The organism is Hymenobacter sp. DG25B (genome assembly GCF_000801315.1).
GTDB lineage: Bacteria > Bacteroidota > Bacteroidia > Cytophagales > Hymenobacteraceae > Hymenobacter.
This window is the reverse complement of record NZ_CP010054.1, coordinates 2,940,877-2,955,804: the sequence shown is the minus strand read 5'-3', so window position 1 is coordinate 2,955,804 and position 14,928 is coordinate 2,940,877. Positions and strand designations below refer to the sequence as shown.

Annotated in this window: 14 protein-coding genes; 6 read left to right on the top strand and 8 right to left on the bottom strand. The window is 58.1% G+C overall.

Annotation, left to right across the window (positions count from 1 at the left end; genetic code table 11):
* Positions 1–30: 30 nt before the first annotated feature.
* Entirely contained in the window at positions 31–1,248 is a 1,218-nt protein-coding gene (locus PK28_RS12755) for a hypothetical protein (protein ID WP_044514383.1), read from the bottom strand.
* The gene (locus PK28_RS12750) at positions 1,229–2,221 is read right to left on the bottom strand and encodes a DUF2157 domain-containing protein (RefSeq protein WP_044514380.1); all 993 of its coding nucleotides are present in this window, start codon (positions 2,219–2,221) and stop codon (positions 1,229–1,231) included. Before PK28_RS12750 ends, PK28_RS12755 begins: the two co-directional genes overlap by 20 nt.
* A 181-nt stretch (positions 2,222–2,402) precedes the next feature.
* Here PK28_RS12750 and PK28_RS12745 point away from each other — a divergent pair, with 181 nt between their 5' ends.
* The 3 genes from PK28_RS12745 to PK28_RS12735 all read left to right on the top strand — a co-directional run bounded on the left by PK28_RS12745 (position 2,403) and on the right by PK28_RS12735 (position 6,869).
* Positions 2,403–3,731 carry a cation:proton antiporter gene (locus PK28_RS12745; RefSeq protein WP_044514377.1) on the top strand — a complete coding sequence of 443 codons (1,329 nt, stop codon included), beginning with the start codon at positions 2,403–2,405 and terminating at the stop codon, positions 3,729–3,731.
* A 127-nt stretch (positions 3,732–3,858) separates the two neighbouring features.
* Positions 3,859–5,322 (top strand): M48 family metalloprotease, encoded by a 1,464-nt coding sequence (locus tag PK28_RS12740; RefSeq protein ID WP_044514375.1) that lies wholly within the window; start codon positions 3,859–3,861, stop codon positions 5,320–5,322.
* 119 nt (positions 5,323–5,441) lie between these two features.
* Positions 5,442–6,869: a M48 family metalloprotease gene (locus PK28_RS12735; protein WP_048825989.1), complete on the top strand. Its 1,428-nt coding sequence runs from the start codon at positions 5,442–5,444 to the stop codon at positions 6,867–6,869.
* A gap of 101 nt (positions 6,870–6,970) precedes the next feature.
* Here PK28_RS12735 and PK28_RS12730 read toward each other — a convergent pair whose 3' ends face one another.
* The 3 genes from PK28_RS12730 to PK28_RS12720 all read right to left on the bottom strand — a co-directional run bounded on the left by PK28_RS12730 (position 6,971) and on the right by PK28_RS12720 (position 9,620).
* Positions 6,971–7,735 (bottom strand): MlaE family ABC transporter permease, encoded by a 765-nt coding sequence (locus tag PK28_RS12730; RefSeq protein WP_044514373.1) that lies wholly within the window; start codon positions 7,733–7,735, stop codon positions 6,971–6,973.
* A gap of 224 nt (positions 7,736–7,959) precedes the next feature.
* Positions 7,960–9,060 (bottom strand): redox-regulated ATPase YchF, encoded by a 1,101-nt coding sequence (gene ychF, locus PK28_RS12725; protein WP_044514371.1) that lies wholly within the window; start codon positions 9,058–9,060, stop codon positions 7,960–7,962.
* A 227-nt stretch (positions 9,061–9,287) separates the two neighbouring features.
* Positions 9,288–9,620 (bottom strand): DUF3276 family protein, encoded by a 333-nt coding sequence (locus tag PK28_RS12720; protein WP_044514368.1) that lies wholly within the window; start codon positions 9,618–9,620, stop codon positions 9,288–9,290.
* Positions 9,621–9,884: 264 nt separating this feature from the next.
* Here PK28_RS12720 and PK28_RS12715 point away from each other — a divergent pair, with 264 nt between their 5' ends.
* Entirely contained in the window at positions 9,885–10,799 is a 915-nt protein-coding gene (locus PK28_RS12715; protein WP_044514366.1) for a DUF58 domain-containing protein, read from the top strand.
* Positions 10,800–10,902: 103 nt separating this feature from the next.
* Here the strand turns inward: PK28_RS12715 and PK28_RS12710 are convergent, their stop codons facing one another.
* Both PK28_RS12710 and PK28_RS12705 read right to left on the bottom strand, forming a co-directional pair.
* The gene (locus PK28_RS12710; protein WP_044514364.1) at positions 10,903–11,511 is read right to left on the bottom strand and encodes a DNA-3-methyladenine glycosylase family protein; all 609 of its coding nucleotides are present in this window, start codon (positions 11,509–11,511) and stop codon (positions 10,903–10,905) included.
* A gap of 15 nt (positions 11,512–11,526) precedes the next feature.
* Complete coding sequence (locus PK28_RS12705; protein ID WP_044514363.1) at positions 11,527–12,177, bottom strand: metallophosphoesterase family protein; 651 nt, start codon at positions 12,175–12,177, stop codon at positions 11,527–11,529.
* Positions 12,178–12,294: 117 nt separating this feature from the next.
* On the opposite strand from PK28_RS12705, the gene nhaA reads away from it, so the two are divergent.
* A complete protein-coding gene (nhaA, locus tag PK28_RS12700) occupies positions 12,295–13,467 on the top strand; it encodes a Na+/H+ antiporter NhaA (protein ID WP_044514362.1) in 1,173 nt (390 codons plus the stop codon).
* A 16-nt stretch (positions 13,468–13,483) separates the two neighbouring features.
* On the opposite strand, the gene ltaE is transcribed toward nhaA, so the two are convergent.
* The gene (gene ltaE, locus PK28_RS12695) at positions 13,484–14,503 is read right to left on the bottom strand and encodes a low-specificity L-threonine aldolase (RefSeq protein WP_044514359.1); all 1,020 of its coding nucleotides are present in this window, start codon (positions 14,501–14,503) and stop codon (positions 13,484–13,486) included.
* Positions 14,504–14,600: 97 nt separating this feature from the next.
* Here ltaE and PK28_RS12690 point away from each other — a divergent pair, with 97 nt between their 5' ends.
* On the top strand, positions 14,601–14,897 hold the full coding sequence (locus PK28_RS12690) for a hypothetical protein (RefSeq protein ID WP_044514357.1): 297 nt from the start codon (positions 14,601–14,603) through the stop codon (positions 14,895–14,897).
* Positions 14,898–14,928 lie beyond the last annotated feature (31 nt).

Here is a 14,928-nt window from a genome sequence, read left to right as displayed (position 1 = left end):
GAAAATCAAACGCCAGACTCTTGTGCTTGCTTAATATTCCCCAACGGCGCCACCACCACCCGAAGAGCCACCGCCAAACTGAAAGCCCCGCTCCGGTACTTTCAGGCTGTGTTCAGTGAGGTGAGAGGTAACCAACGCTTCCAGGTTCAGGTGCGCAAAAGCGGGGCTGTTGGCTGGCTCGGAGGTGAGGCCGTGGCGGGCGGGTCGCAGGTAGCGCAGTGCCCAGCCCGCTACCAGAATAAGCGCCGCGCCGCCCAGGGTAAGCGCCACTTCCAGGGGTAACACCTGCCGGTAAAACCGAATGGTATACAGAGAAAATGCCAGGGTAAGCAGGCCAGTGTGCAGAAAAATACGGTCGGCGCGCCGCAATGCCGTGTAGAGGTACAGCAGGGGAATAGCTGCCGTGAAAAAGTAAAAAAGCGGCGCGAAGCTGATTTGGGTGGAAACCGGCAGGTTATGGAGCAGGGCGTTGCCTTCGCGCACTATCAGGTAGTTGCCGGCCAGGTAAAAGCATGCTATTGAAAGGACTTTTGTGGTCAGCAGGCTGGTGTGGTAGTAGGCATCGGGACGACGAGAGAGGTGCTTTACGGTGTAGTAGCTACCACCGGCAGCCAGCATCAGCACAAACGGCAGTAGCGCTTTGCCCAGCGTGAACTGCAACGTAAAGGTGGCCACAATTGCCAGGTACGTTGCCAGGCTTGCAGTCGCTACCACAGGGTCGGCGTAGCGCAGCACCGCTGCCAGCAGTACAAGCCAAACGGGCAGCAGTAGCTGCCACAGCAGCCCGCGGGCAATTAATCCTTCCGCCTGCATGGGGCCCGGTAGTACCAGGCTGTACAAGAGCCACAGAGCGGCCACTAGAAAGCTCAGGCCGAGGTAGAGCAAGGCATTATCGGGACCGGAGCGGTACAGCCTATCATTAGCAATTACTACTCCCAGAAAAAAAAAGGCACCTAAGCCACAGAGTACAGAGCCTGCGATAAACAGCTGTTCTTCCTGCAAGCCATACTGCGAGAAGGAGCCAACCATCAGGAACACGAACAGCGCTGCCCCAAAAGTGCCAATACAGGTGAGGATGAAGAGCGCAATTTTTGTAAGCAGGTGCGGGGCATAGTGGTCATCGGGATACGCCAAGGTTATTGACTTCACTTGCTCCGCTGATAGCAGATTGAGTTTGTTCCACCGCCGGGCGGCTTGCTGCACCAGTCCATTGAAAATCCTCTGTTCGTTATACGCCTTTGCTTTCATGGATTCCCATAATCTTTTTCAGGTTGAAGAGCAGCCGAATGGCTCCAATTGTGGAAAGCGGAAAATACAGGAAGGCTAATGTTATGTTGATGGAGCTGTGCAGCTGAAAGAAAAGGTAGGTGAAGGCCATATACCCGTACAGCGCCCCCAGCAGCAGAAAAACGTAGGAGTGGCTCCGGCGGGCGTACCAGTACAAGCCCCCACTCAGGGCCAGAATCAGCAGTGCCGCCAGCACCGGGGGTAGAAAGCGCAGCTCCGCGGCATCATGCCACAAGGTGCTGCTGGCGGCCACTAGGGCCAGATTACTGCCCAGCAGCAGATAGGAGTAGGCGAAGTGCCTTTTGCGGTCCTCATGTTCAGAAAACAGCCCTACTGCGCACAGTAACAGCCCCAAGCCAAGCGCAGCATAGCTCAGGTGGGGGAGGGCATAGTTGTTTTGGGTGAAAACCGACAGGGGCGCTATGGTTACGCCCACCCAGGCGGCCAGCCCGGTAATGGCCATAGACAGCACCCCGCGGTGGTCGAAGCGGTAGGCGCAGTAAAAGAACACGAGGGTGGGCAGCAGCACCAGCAGGCCGTAGCGGCTGCCAAACAGGTTATACTGGTACTGCAGGTAACCTACCAGCGTGAGAAAGGTGAGGCAGGCCAGCAGTAGGGCGTAGTCGGCGCCGGTAGTAAGGGTGGGGTTGGTCTGCCAGGTAAACGGCTGCCGCTTCCGGTAGGCGTAGGCAAACGCCCCGGCGCTAAGCAGCGCTATGCCCGCCACTATAAAGCCATGGCCAATGCTGTCAATATGCTGATAAATCAGCAGGCCCAGCCCGGTGCTCAGCAGCGTGACGCCCAGCGCGAGTAGTGCCCGCAGCTCGTAGTAGAGCGCAAAAGGCTTGGTCTGCTCGTAGGTGGTAATAGCCGCAGCCTGCTCCGCCGATACCAGCTTTTGGGCCCGCAGGGAGGCAAGAATCTTCTCTGTCATAATAGGCCGGGCAGCGGGCTACTGCTGCCAGGTAAACATAGCATTTTTCCGGTACCGGACGGCAGGCACCGCCCGGCGGTTTTTGAAATTTAACCTCCACTTCCTCCAGCAACGCGTGGTAGCCAAAAGCGGCGCACTTGCGTAAGCGGTACTTACTTCTGCCTCTCCTCACCTCCGTTGGATGTCGCTCTACAACTTGGCTTTGGTAGTAATGGGTATAGCCATTCTGGCTGTAGCCTGGCTGCCTTCCCTGCTTCGCAAATATCCGCTTTCGTACCCCATTCTGTTTGTAGGGCTGGGGGCGTTGGTATATTCCTTGCCCCTGGGCCTGCCCAACCCGGATCCTGTCCGGTATGCGCCTTTCACCACGCACCTCACGGAGCTGTGCGTGATTGTGGCCCTCACCGGTACCGGCCTCAAGATAGACCGGCCGTTTTCGTTCTGGCGCTGGCGCGTGCCCCTGCAACTGGTGCTCATTCTCATGGTGGTATCCATTGCTGGCTTTATGGTGGTGGCCTGGCGTCTGGCGGGCCTGCTGCCGGCCTCAGCGCTGCTGCTGGCGGCCACCCTGGCTCCCACCGACCCCGTACTGGCCGGCGACGTGCAGGTGGGCAACCCCGGCGAGGGCCGCGAAGACAATGTGCGCTTTGCTCTCACGGGCGAAGCTGGCCTGAATGATGGGCTGGCCTTTCCGTTTGTGTACCTGGCGCTGGCGTTGCTGCCCTCTACGCTGTCTATTTCGGAGCGGCTGCTGGAGTGGGCCTGGATGGATATGCTCTACCGACTGGGGGCGGGCGTAGTAGGCGGCTGGATGGCCGGCAAAGTCTTGTCATTCCTGATTTTTGACCTGCCTCACCGCATTCGGATCAACCCGGAGGCCTATGGGTTTGTAGCGCTTTCTGTTACACTGGTGGCCTATGGGGTTACGGAGATGCTGCACGGGTATGGTTTCCTGGCAGTTTTTATTGCCGCCATTACGCTGCGCGCCCACGAGCGTAGCCACGAGTACCATACCGAGATGCACGAATTCACGGACCAGCTGGAGCGGCTGTTCATTGTGGTTATTCTGATTCTTTTTGGCGGCGCCCTGGCGCGCGGGCTGCTGGCCCCGCTCACCTGGCGCGGCGCGGGGCTGGGGCTTTTTGCGCTGTTTCTGCTGCGGCCGTTGGGCGGCATGCTAACGCTGTGGCGCAGCCGCATTTCGCGCCTCAATTTCCCGGAGCGACTGGTTATTTCCACCTTCGGCATCCGGGGTATCGGCTCCTTCTTTTATCTGGCTTTTGCCGTCACCAAGGCCGATTTTCCGCAGATGCGGGAGCTGTGGGCTATTACGGGCTTCACGGTGCTTACCTCCATCATAGTACACGGTATGCTGGCTACGCCCGTCATGAACTGGCTGGACCGGTGGCACGGGCGCCCCACCACCGTAGAGCTGGAAGATCAGCAGCTGGCGGAAGCCGAGCAGGAAGATGAGGAGAAATCAGAGGAGCAAAGCCCCAAACCAGCCTAACGTAACCTCTACCGGAGCATTGCGTTGCAAGGGCTACCCGTTGCGGCATGGCCTTTGTCTACTATAAGGAGGCTTTGCCCCGGCGGGATGCCTGTTCCGCTCTTCTTTCCCACCAATTCTCCCTCCCATGAAAATACGTCCTTTCCTGTTAAGCAGCTCGGTTGCGGCCGCGCTGTTCCTAAATGCCTGCGCTACCAACCCCGTCACCGGCAAAAAAGAAGTGATGCTGGTGTCGGAAGGGCAGGAGCTGGCCATGGGTCAGCAGTCGGACCCCGCCGTGGTGGCCCAGTTTGGCTTGTATCCCGATGATAAGCTGCAGAAGTTCATCAATGAAAAGGGCAAGCAGATGGGCGCCATCTCGCACCGCCCCGAGCTGACCTACAACTTTCGCATTGTTGATTCGCCCATTATCAACGCCTTTGCCATTCCCGGTGGCTACGTGTATTTCACGCGCGGCATTATGGCCCACTTCAACAACGAAGCGCAGTTTGCCGGCGTGCTGGGTCACGAAATTGGCCACGTAACGGCCCGGCACTCCGCCAAGCAGCAAACCAGCGCCATTATTGGGCAGGTGGGTTTGATGGGGGCCATGATTGCCTCACCCAAGCTGGCGCAGTTTGGCGAGCAGGCCATGCAGGGCATGCAGCTGCTGTTCCTAAAGTTTGGCCGTGATGATGAGCGGCAGTCCGATGAGCTGGGGGTGCAATACTCCTCCAAAATTGGGTATGATGCTTCCGAAATGGCCGATTTCTTCCAGACCCTTGCCCGGGAGCAGGCCCAGAGCGGTGCCGAAGCCATTCCCGACTTCCTCAGCACGCACCCTAACCCCGAGGACCGCTACAACACCGTAAAACAGTTGGCTGCCGACTGGAAGCAGAAAAACGGCAACCCCAAGTTGGCCATCAACCGCGACCAGTACCTGCGCATGATTGACGGCATTGTGTACGGGGAAGACCCCAAGCAGGGCTTCGTGGAAAACAACGTGTTCTACCATCCCGAGCTGAAGTTCCGCTTCCCCGTACCCCAGGGCTGGAAGTACCAGAATACGCCCCAGCAATTCCAGATGGCCGACCCCGCCGGCAAGGCGCTGCAAATGCTGATGCTGGCCCCCGGCAACTCCCTGGAGGAAGCCGCCCAGAACCTGGCCAAGCAGCTCAGCCTGCAGCCCACTGATTCTAAGAAAACCACCATCAACGGCTTTCCCGCCCTGGCTTTCGTAGCCGACCAGGTGCAGCAGGACCAGCAAACCGGCCAGCAGGTGGCCGGCGTGCGCACGCTCACTTACCTCATTCAGGATGGTAAAACCATCTTCGCCCTCATCGGTGTATCTGCCCCGGCCGATTTCCCCAGCTACGCGCCCCAGTTTACCAGCGTAGCCGAAGCCTTCCAGCGCCTCACCGACCCCGACAAGCTGAACCGCAAGCCGGAGCGCGTGCGCATCAAGACCCTGAAGCTGCGCAGCAACCTGGCCGCCGCCCTGCGCTCCTACAACGTACCTGAAAAGCGCCTGGAGGAAATGGCCATCCTGAACGGCATGCAACTGAACGAACAGGTAAATGCTGGCTCCCTCATTAAAGTAGTGGAGAAATAGGCCGGAAAGGTTTGGCCCGAAATTGGTCTATACTCTGCCAAATGCCTGCTGAATGGTGCCTTGGTGCTGTTTGGCAGGCCATCCGGCCACTGTTGGCCTGATTTTCCTATTGTACTCCCATGAAAAAGTCTCTCTTTCGAAACCTCAGCGTGGGTGCTTTACTGGCACTCCTGCCGCTGTTAAGCTCCTCCACGGGCGCTACCGTAAATGCTGCTGCCCCGGTGCAGGGCGCCCAGCCCGACCCTCAGGTAGTGGCCATGTTTGGCCTGCTCAATAACACGGCCCTGCAGCAGTTTATGGACCAAAAAGGTAGCGCCATGGGCCGCGTATCCGACCGCCCGGCCGATGTAAAAGGCTTCACTGTGCTGGATTCCCCCGTTATCAACGCCTTTGCTACTCCTGATGGTCACGTGTATTTCACGCGTGGTATTCTGGCTTATTTCAATGATGAAGCCCAGTTCTCCGGCGTACTGGGGCACGAAATTGGCCACATTACCGCACACCATGGACAGAAGCAGCAAACCCGCAGCACGGTGGCAGGTATTGGCTTTCTGTTAGGCTCTATTGTCGCTCCCCGCCTTATGCAGTCGGTGGGTGGGGTGGCGCAGCAGGTGGTAGGTCTGGGCATGCTGAAATATGGTCGCGGTGATGAAACCGAAGCCGACCAGCTAGGCGTGAAGTACTCCACCAAAATCGGGTTTGATGCCTCCCACATGGCCGATTTCTTTCAGACGCTGCAGCGCACCGAACAGGCCAGCGGCGCCGCTAGCATCCCCACGTTCCTCTCTACCCACCCCAATTCCGCCGACCGCTACACCACGGTGAAAAAGCTGGCCGCCCAGGCCAAGCAGAACGTGGGCGGCCGCCAGCTGGCCGTAAATCGTAACCAGTACCTGCGCCGCCTCGATGGTCTGGTGTATGGCGAAGACCCGCGCCAGGGCTACGTGGAAAACAGCGTGTTCTACCACCCCGAAATGAAATTTCAGTTTCCGGTGCCTCGTGGCTGGAAAAGCCAGAACTCGCCCCAGCAGTTTCAGATGGCAGAGCCCAATGGCAAGGCTGTTCAGATTCTGACGCTGGCCCCGGGCAATTCCCTGGACGAAGCCGCCCAGGTGCTGGCGAAACAGCTTAATCTGCAGTCGCCGCAGGCCAGCCGCACCACCATCAACGGCTTCCCTGCACTGGCTGTGCAGGGCGACCAGGTGGGCCAGCAGGGCGTATCGGCCAGCACGCTCAGCTACCTCATTCAGGATGGGCAAACCATCTATGCCCTTATTGGCCTGTGTGCCCCCCAGACGCTGAACTCGTACGGCCCCACTTTCCAGAACACGGCCCAGGGCTTCCGTCGCCTCACCGATGCCGCTAAAATCAACAAAGCCCCGGAGCGCATTCGCATCCGCACGGCCAAAGCCGGCCAGACGCTGGCCAGCGCCCTGGCCGCTAACGGAGTTCCTTCCCGCCGCTACCAGGAAATGGCTATTCTAAACGGTATGCAAACTTCCACCAAGCTGTCCTCGGGCATGCTGTTTAAGGTGGTGGGTAAGTAAAAACTGCCCTGATATGTAATTGAGCCCCTGCGAATTCCCGATATAGGAAGCCGCAGGGGCTCAATTATTTACATCGATTGTGAGAAGCAATACCGGGCGGGCTAATTATAGCCCAAAAGGGTGCTGATTTGGACGGCCAGCAAATCCAGTACAAAAATCACCAGCGACGACACCACTACGGCCGAGTTGGCGGCACGGCCCACTCCCTCCGTTCCTTCCTGGCAGTAGTAGCCCTTGTAACAGCCAATGATGCCAATGGCGAAGCCGAAAAAGAAGGTTTTCAGTAAGGCCGGCAGCACGTCGCCAAATGTGAGGGGCTTCAGAATGTCATTCGTGAACATCAGCAGGGGAGTTACTGTGTGCATATTCACGCCCAGGTAGGCCGCATACAGTCCAATAGTTGCCGCCAGAATAGAAAGTATAGGCATCATAAGGGTGGTAGCCAGTACCCGCGTCACTACCAGATACTTAAAGGGGTTAGAGCCTGATACTTCCATGGCATCAATCTGCTCTGAAACGCGCATGGCGCCCAGCTCAGCGCCCATATCTGAGCTGACTTTACCGGCTACCATTAATGCGGAAATCAGTGGCGCCACTTCGCGGATGATGGTGAGCCCGGCCATGGCCGGAATCCAGGACTCCGCTCCAAACGTGACCATAGTAGGGTGGAGGCGCAGCGTGAGTACCAGCCCCATGATAAAACCCGTGATGCTGACCAAGGGCAACGACTGGTAGCCCACCACATAGCACTGGTACAGAAACTCCTGCACCTCATAGCGCGGACGGAACACCTCCCGGAAAAAGCGCCACACAAAGCGGGCCATTCCCCCGGTTTCAGCCAGAAAATGATGCTTGGATGCCGCCATGAAAGCCCGGATAAAGAATACCTGGCAGGTAAGGCGCCTGCCTCTCCTACATCTTGTTCTATACGGCAGATAGCCAGGCCGGGACATGGGCAGGGGTAAGATTTGCGCCCCAGCGTTTGGAAAGAGTGCAGTGTATCAGCCTATATACCACAAACGCCCCGCTCGGCATCCGGGCGGGGCGTCTGTAGTACTATAATGCTTCGACAATCTGTGTCGAAAGTCTACTACACGTTAAAGCGGAAGTGCATAATGTCGCCATCCTGCACCACGTATTCTTTGCCTTCCACGGCCATCTTACCGGCTTCCTTGATTTTCACTTCGGTTTTGTATTCCTGGTAATCGGCCAGCTTAATCACCTCGGCGCGGATGAAGCCTTTCTCGAAGTCGGAGTGGATGACACCGGCGGCCGCGGGGGCTTTGTCGCCGCGGTGAATGGTCCAGGCGCGTACTTCCTGTACGCCGGCGGTAAAGTAAGTAATCAGGTTCAGCAGCTCGTAGCTGGCCCGGATGAGCTTGTTCAGGCCTGACTCCGTGAGGCCGTACTCGCCCAGGAACATTTCCTTTTCCTCAGGGTCTTCCATGTCCGCAATCTGCGCCTCAATAGCAGCCGAAACCAGAACTACCTGCGCATTTTCAGCCTTCACATGCTCCCGCAGGGCATTTACGTGCTTGTTGCCATCGGTGGCAATGCTGGCCTCGTCCACGTTGGCCACGTAGATAACGGGCTTAATGGTGAGCAGCTGCAGATCAGCCACGGCCTCCAGCTCATCTTCGCTGGCCGTTACGGCGCGGGCATTCTGCCCGGCTTCCAGCGCAGCTTTAAAACGCTGCAGCACCACTACTTCTTTCTTGGCTACGGCATCACCGGCTTTGGCGCTGCGCTCTGATTTGGCCAGCTTCTTATCGATGCTTTCCAGATCCTTCAGCTGCAACTCCGTGTCGATAACGTCCTTATCGAACACGGGGTCTACACCGCCCGCCACGTGCACAATGTTGGGGTCATCAAAGCAGCGCACCACGTGAATGATGGCATCTACCTCCCGGATGTTGGCCAGGAATTTATTGCCCAGACCTTCGCCTTTGGAAGCGCCTTTTACCAGCCCGGCAATGTCCACAAATTCAATAATGGTGGGCAGCACGCGCTTGGGGTTCACCAGTGCTTCCAGAATCTGCAGGCGCTCATCGGGCACGGTAATCACGCCCACGTTGGGCTCAATGGTGCAGAACGGGTAGTTGGCCGATTCGGCCTTGGCGTTCGAAAGAGCGTTGAACAGCGTGGATTTGCCCACGTTCGGCAAACCGACGATACCGCAGCGAAGACCCATGGTTTTAATTAGTAATGAAGAATTAAGAATGAGGAATGAAGTCCATAACGCCATTCCCGGGGCAAAGGTAGGGCGTTTTGGGCGGCTTTGCTGCCTGTTTTAGAAAACAGCCCACCAGCCGGTCAGAACCTAACAAAGCGGCGCGCCACGGTAAAACCGGGCGCGCCGCTAAAAGGGGGTTGCAAATGAAATGAGGAGAGTAAGCAGTGCTTCGCTAGGCGGTGGGGTTAAAAGTTGTCTTCGCTGCGGTTAAATGAGTCGCCTTCGTACTGCCGGGGGCGGTCCAACTCGGCTACTTCTTCCTCGGTCAGCAGCTCTTCCCGCACATAATCCACGGCGTCCTGCAGGGCATCGACAAACTTGATAAAATCTTCTTTATATAGGAAGATTTTGTGTTTCTCATACGAGAAAGTATCGTCGTCGCGCAGCTTGCGTTTGCTCTCCGTAATGGTGAGATAATAGTCCTGTCCGCGGGTGGCTTTCACGTCGAAGAAGTACGTGCGCTTGCCGGCTTTAATACGTTGAGAGTAGATTTCTTCCTGATCGTGACGGTCTTCCACGGTGGCTACAATAGAGTTGATTTATTCCAAGATGTTTGAATTTCAGGACAAAGTAACCACTTATCTGTAGATATAAAAATTTTAAGTCGCGCTTTTCCTATAGCTGCCTACTGCCCGGGCCGTTTGTAAGTAGCAGGGCCAGAAGAAAGAAGCCTGCCGGGCAGCATCGCACGCAGCTTTTGTGGGGCTTATGCGTTGATGAAATAAGGCAGACATACTCCGGCTGCCTATCTTTCGCTTTTGACTGATTTTAATGCCTGACCCATGGCCCAATCCATTGACCTAGCTGCTATCCGCTCTTTTGAGAACCTGGAATTTCTGGCCCGGCAGCTGGTAGAAGGCTTTATTACGGGCCTGCACCAGTCGCCCTACCACGGCTTTTCCGTGGAATTCTCGGAGCACCGGCTCTACAACCCCGGCGAAAGCACCCGTCACCTGGACTGGAAAGTATTTGCCCGCACCGATAAGCTCTTTGTGAAGCGCTACGAAGAGGAAACCAACCTGCGCTGCCACCTGCTGCTGGATGTAAGCCCCAGCATGTACTACCCCAGTCCCGGCCACGACAAGCTGCGCTTTTCCGTGCTGTGCGCGGCGGCCCTGGCCACGCTCCTGCAAAAGCAGCGCGACGCCGTGGGCCTCGTCACCTTCGCCGACCAGGTGGAGCTGCAAACGCCCGTGCGCTCTACCAGCACCCACCGGCACACCCTGCTGCTCACCCTGCAGCAACTCCTGGAGCGCCCCGTGCAGCGCCGCCCCACCGATGTGGCTGGCGTGATTCACACCATCGCGCAGCAAATCCCGAAACGCTCCCTGGTTATCATTTTCAGCGATATGCTGGGCCGCGCCCCCGAGGAGCAAACACAGGCTCTAGCCGCCCTGCAGCACCTGCGCCACCAGCAGCATGAGGTGCTGCTATTCCACGTGATGGACCGCGCCACGGAGTCGGACTTTGCCTTCCAGGACCGGCCTTACCTGTTTGAGGACGTGGAAACCGGCGAAACCATTAAGCTGCAGCCGGCGCAAGTGCGGGAGCAATACCAGGCCGCCATGCGGCGCTATGAGCAGGAGTTGGCCCTGCGCTGCGGACAGTTTAAGATTGATTTTGTGCCGGTGGATATCCGGGAGCCGTTTGATAAAGTGCTGTACGCCTACATGATGAAGCGGGGTAAGGTGAGATAGTAAAATGGTGAGGTGGTGAAATGGTGAGTTTGTTGTGCAATACGCGCGGTTTGCGCAAGCGGAACGTCAAACTCACCATCTCACCACTTCACAAGCTCACCTTTTACTGATTATCCAACGACTGCCACAAATACTTGCTGGCCAGGGTGCGGTGGGGGCGCCAGGCCTCGGCAATTTGCGTCATGCGCTGGTGCAGGGCCCGGCCGGTTTCCTGCAGGCCGTAGTGGCGGCGCATGGCGTTTTGGATGCCCAGGTCGCCTTCCGGAAACACATCGGGCTGGTCCAGGGCAAACATCTGCAGCATTTGCGCCGTCCAGCGGCCCACACCTTTTATCTGGGTCAGGTGTTGGGTAAAGGCATCGGCATCCAGCTGGCTGAGGTAGCTGTGGTCGAGCTGGTCGCGCTGGGCAAACTCGGCAATGGCCCGCAGGTAGCCGGCCTTCTGGCGCGAGATGCCCGCCGCCCGCAAATCCTCATCCGACATGGCCAGGATGGCGGCCGGCTCGGGGTAGCCATCGGGCGGGAACAGGGCCTGCACCTTGCGCCAGATGGCGGCCGCGGCTTTGGTGGAAATCTGCTGAGACACAATGGCTCTGAGCAGCGCCAGGTATAAATCCTCGTGGGCGCTGGGCGCAATGGGCCGCCCCTGCCGGATCAGGCCCGCCAGCACCGGATCGGCCTGGGAAAGATGGTGAATAGGGTCAGCAGCCATCAGCAACAAGTAGAATCAGCCAACGTCGGCCTGGTGAGTGGGTACGAAGATAGTTTCCAGCTGCTGGCCGGCGGCGCTGATCCGCACGGCCGAGAGGCCCTGCCCAAAACAGGCCCCGGTATCAATGTAAAGCGCATTGGCCTTGGCATCAAACGCAGGCGCACCCTTAGTGGGCGTGTGGCCAATGACCTGCAGCTTGCCCACGTTGCGCAGGGGGCCGCGGCGCCAGAGAATCCCGTCGGGGTTGTTCTCATTCATGGGGTCGGGGGTATCGGCCAAGCCGGCATGGCTGACCAGCACCTGCTCATTCTCCCAGAACAAGGGCCGCTCAGAAAGCCACGCCAGGTGCGGGGCCAGCCAGCCCGGATGCAGTTGGTACTGCTGCTTGGTGGAGCGGCCGCCCCAGCTCAGCCAGTTGGGGTGGGGGCCGGTAGGGCCATAATGCAGCAGCATGCCCGCTTCGTGGTTGCCTTTCAGGAATACAGTCTGCGCCGGGTACTTCTCGCTTAGCTCCAGGGCCACCTGCACGGTTTCCGGCGCGAAGCGGCCACGGTCTACCAGGTCGCCTACCTGAAGCAGGAGCTCCTCCGCTGGTTTCCAGTGCTGCAGCACCTCCAGAAAGCTGTAGTAGCAGCCGTGCACATCGCCCACAATAAACAAGTTCATACGGCTGGCAAGTAAGGAAAAGATTCCACATGGAAATAACACCGCACCCGTTAGGCGCCTGCTGCCGGCCCTCCGGACTCCTGTCATAATTTAGGGCAGGAGTAGTAATTTGCGCTCATGAAGTTTTTTACGCGTGGCATTCCACTACAGGCGCTGGCAGAAGGTGGCCGTCTTTCCGGTTTACTCCTGATAGGGGCTACTATTCTGTCGTTGGTGCTCAGCAATACAGCGGTGGGCCCGGCCTATATTGGTTTCTGGGAACATGAAATAGGGCCGTCCTTTCTGCATAAATCCATCAGCCACTGGATAAATGATGGCCTGATGACCATCTTCTTCTTTTTGGTGGGGCTGGAAATCAAGCACGAGCTGGTGGATGGCGAGCTGACCGAGCCCCGCAAAGCCATGCTGCCGGCGGTGGCGGCGGTGGGTGGCGCGGCTATGCCCGCGCTTATCCATTTTCTGTTTACCCGGGGCACACCGGCTGCCGCCGGCTGGGCCATTCCTACCGCTACTGATATTGCGTTTTCCCTGGGTATTCTGGCCCTGCTGGGTTCGCGCGTGCCGGCTGGTTTGCGCGTTTTTCTCACGGCGCTGGCCATCATTGATGATCTGCTGGCAGTGGTGGTTATCGCTATTTTCTATACCCACACGCTGCATATGCTTTATCTGGCGAGTGCCGCGGGGCTGGTGCTGGCGCTTTATCTGCTGGGCCGCTGGCGGGAGGACTGGGTATGGGTGGTAGCCATCCTGGGGTTATTGCTCTGGTTCTGTATGCTGAAATCGGGGGTGCATGCCACGGTGGCGGGGGTACTGTTGGCCTTCGTTACGCCAGTTAAACAGCTCAGAAGGGTGTATCATGCCCTGCACGACCCCGTGACGTTTGTTATCCTGCCCCTGTTTGCCCTTTGCAATACGGCCATCATGCTAAAGGGCGGCACGGGCGTAGACATTGTGTCGCCACTAGGGCTGGGTATTATGCTGGGTTTGGTAGTGGGCAAGCCCGTGGGCATAGTGCTCAGTGTATGGGTGCTGGTGCGCAGCGGGCAGGCCATGTTGCCTACCGGCGTTAGCTGGCTGCAGATGCTGGGGCTGGGATTTACAGCTGGCATCGGCTTCACCATGGCCATTTTTATTGCCACGCTTTCCTTCCATCAACCGGAGTTAATAGATCTGGCCAAGCTGGCCGTACTGGCTGGTTCGGTAATGGCCGCCAGCATTGGGGCTGTTATTCTGCTGCGAAGCCCGCAGCCAACTACGGCCGGACCGGAATTAGCTTCCGCCCAGCCGTAGTCGGCTGTGCTATGGCTTAGCGCAGGTTGCCGAGGGCCTCTGTTACGCGGGCCAGCATGTCGTCTGTCACATCCAGGTGGGTCACAAACCGAATCATTTGTGGGCCGAAGGAGGAGGCAATGATGCCGTGCTGCTTCAGGTAATCCAGGAATGCGCCGGCGGGCTGCTCATCCCGCAGCCGGAAAATAACCAGGTTGGTTTCCACAGGCAGTACCTCAGCCACATAAGGCTGGGCAGCCAGCGTTTCGCCCAGCTGCCGGGCCCGGCGGTGGTCATCGGCGAGGCGCTCTACGTTGTTTTCCAACGCATACAGGCCTGCCGCGGCCAGATAGCCCGCCTGCCGCATGCCGCCACCCATTACCTTGCGAATGCGCTTGGTTTTATGAATGAAGGCCTTGCTGCCCAGCAGCACCGAGCCTACCGGCGCCCCCAGCCCTTTGGACAGGCACACGGAAATGGTATCAAACAGGCGGCCATACGCCCGGGCATCCTGCCCGGTGGCTACCAGGGCGTTGAAAATACGGGCGCCGTCCAGGTGCAGCGGAATGCCGTAGCGGCGGGCTACTTCCGCAATGGCTTCCATTTCTTCCAGCGCATAGCAGCTGCCCCCGCCCCGGTTGTGGGTGTTTTCCAGGGAAATAAGCTGGGTGATGGGATAATGCACGTTATCATCGGGACGGATGGCGGCTTCTACCTGCGCGGCCGTGAGGCGGCCCCGGTTGCCGGGCAGCAGCGCCACCGAGGCGCCCGAGTGAAACGCAATACCACCCACTTCCCAGAGGTAGATATGCGAAGTCTGCTCGCAGATAACCTCCGACATGGGCTGGGTATGGGCCTTAATGGCAATTTGGTTGGTCATGGTGCCGGAAGGGCAGAACAGGCCGGCCTCCATGCCAAAGCGGGCGGCAGCGGCTTCTTCCAGCGCTTTTACCGTGGGGTCTTCTTCATACACATCATCGCCCACCCGGGCCTGAAACATGGCTTCCAGCATGGCTGGGGTGGGGCGGGTTACGGTATCGGAGCGTAAATCAATCATGAAAGGAGCTAATGAGTTGAGGATGGAGGTTTCGGGATTCAAAAATAAGACTTACTTTTGCCCCTCCTTTACTAAAACGACTTTAACCGACCCGGATATGAGCGTCACCCGACTGAAGCGGAAGCACCGCAAGAACATTGCCCGTCAAAACAACAAGCAGCGCATCATTAAGCAACTGCTCCTCACGCCCGTTCTGAAGAACGTGGACATCGAAGAGCTGAAGGCCCGCTTCAATGGCGGTGCTGCTGCGCCAGCTGCTGCTAAGTCGGAGAAAACCGCCAAGGCTACCGTAAAAGCCAACGCCGAAGCATTTGACGATGCCGAAGCCGTGACCAAGCCAGTTAACGCTGATGGTCAGGAAGGTGAGCACCCCAAGCCGGAAATTGCCCTGTAAGTAAGTCCGCCGCCGGTGTCGGTCGGCATAC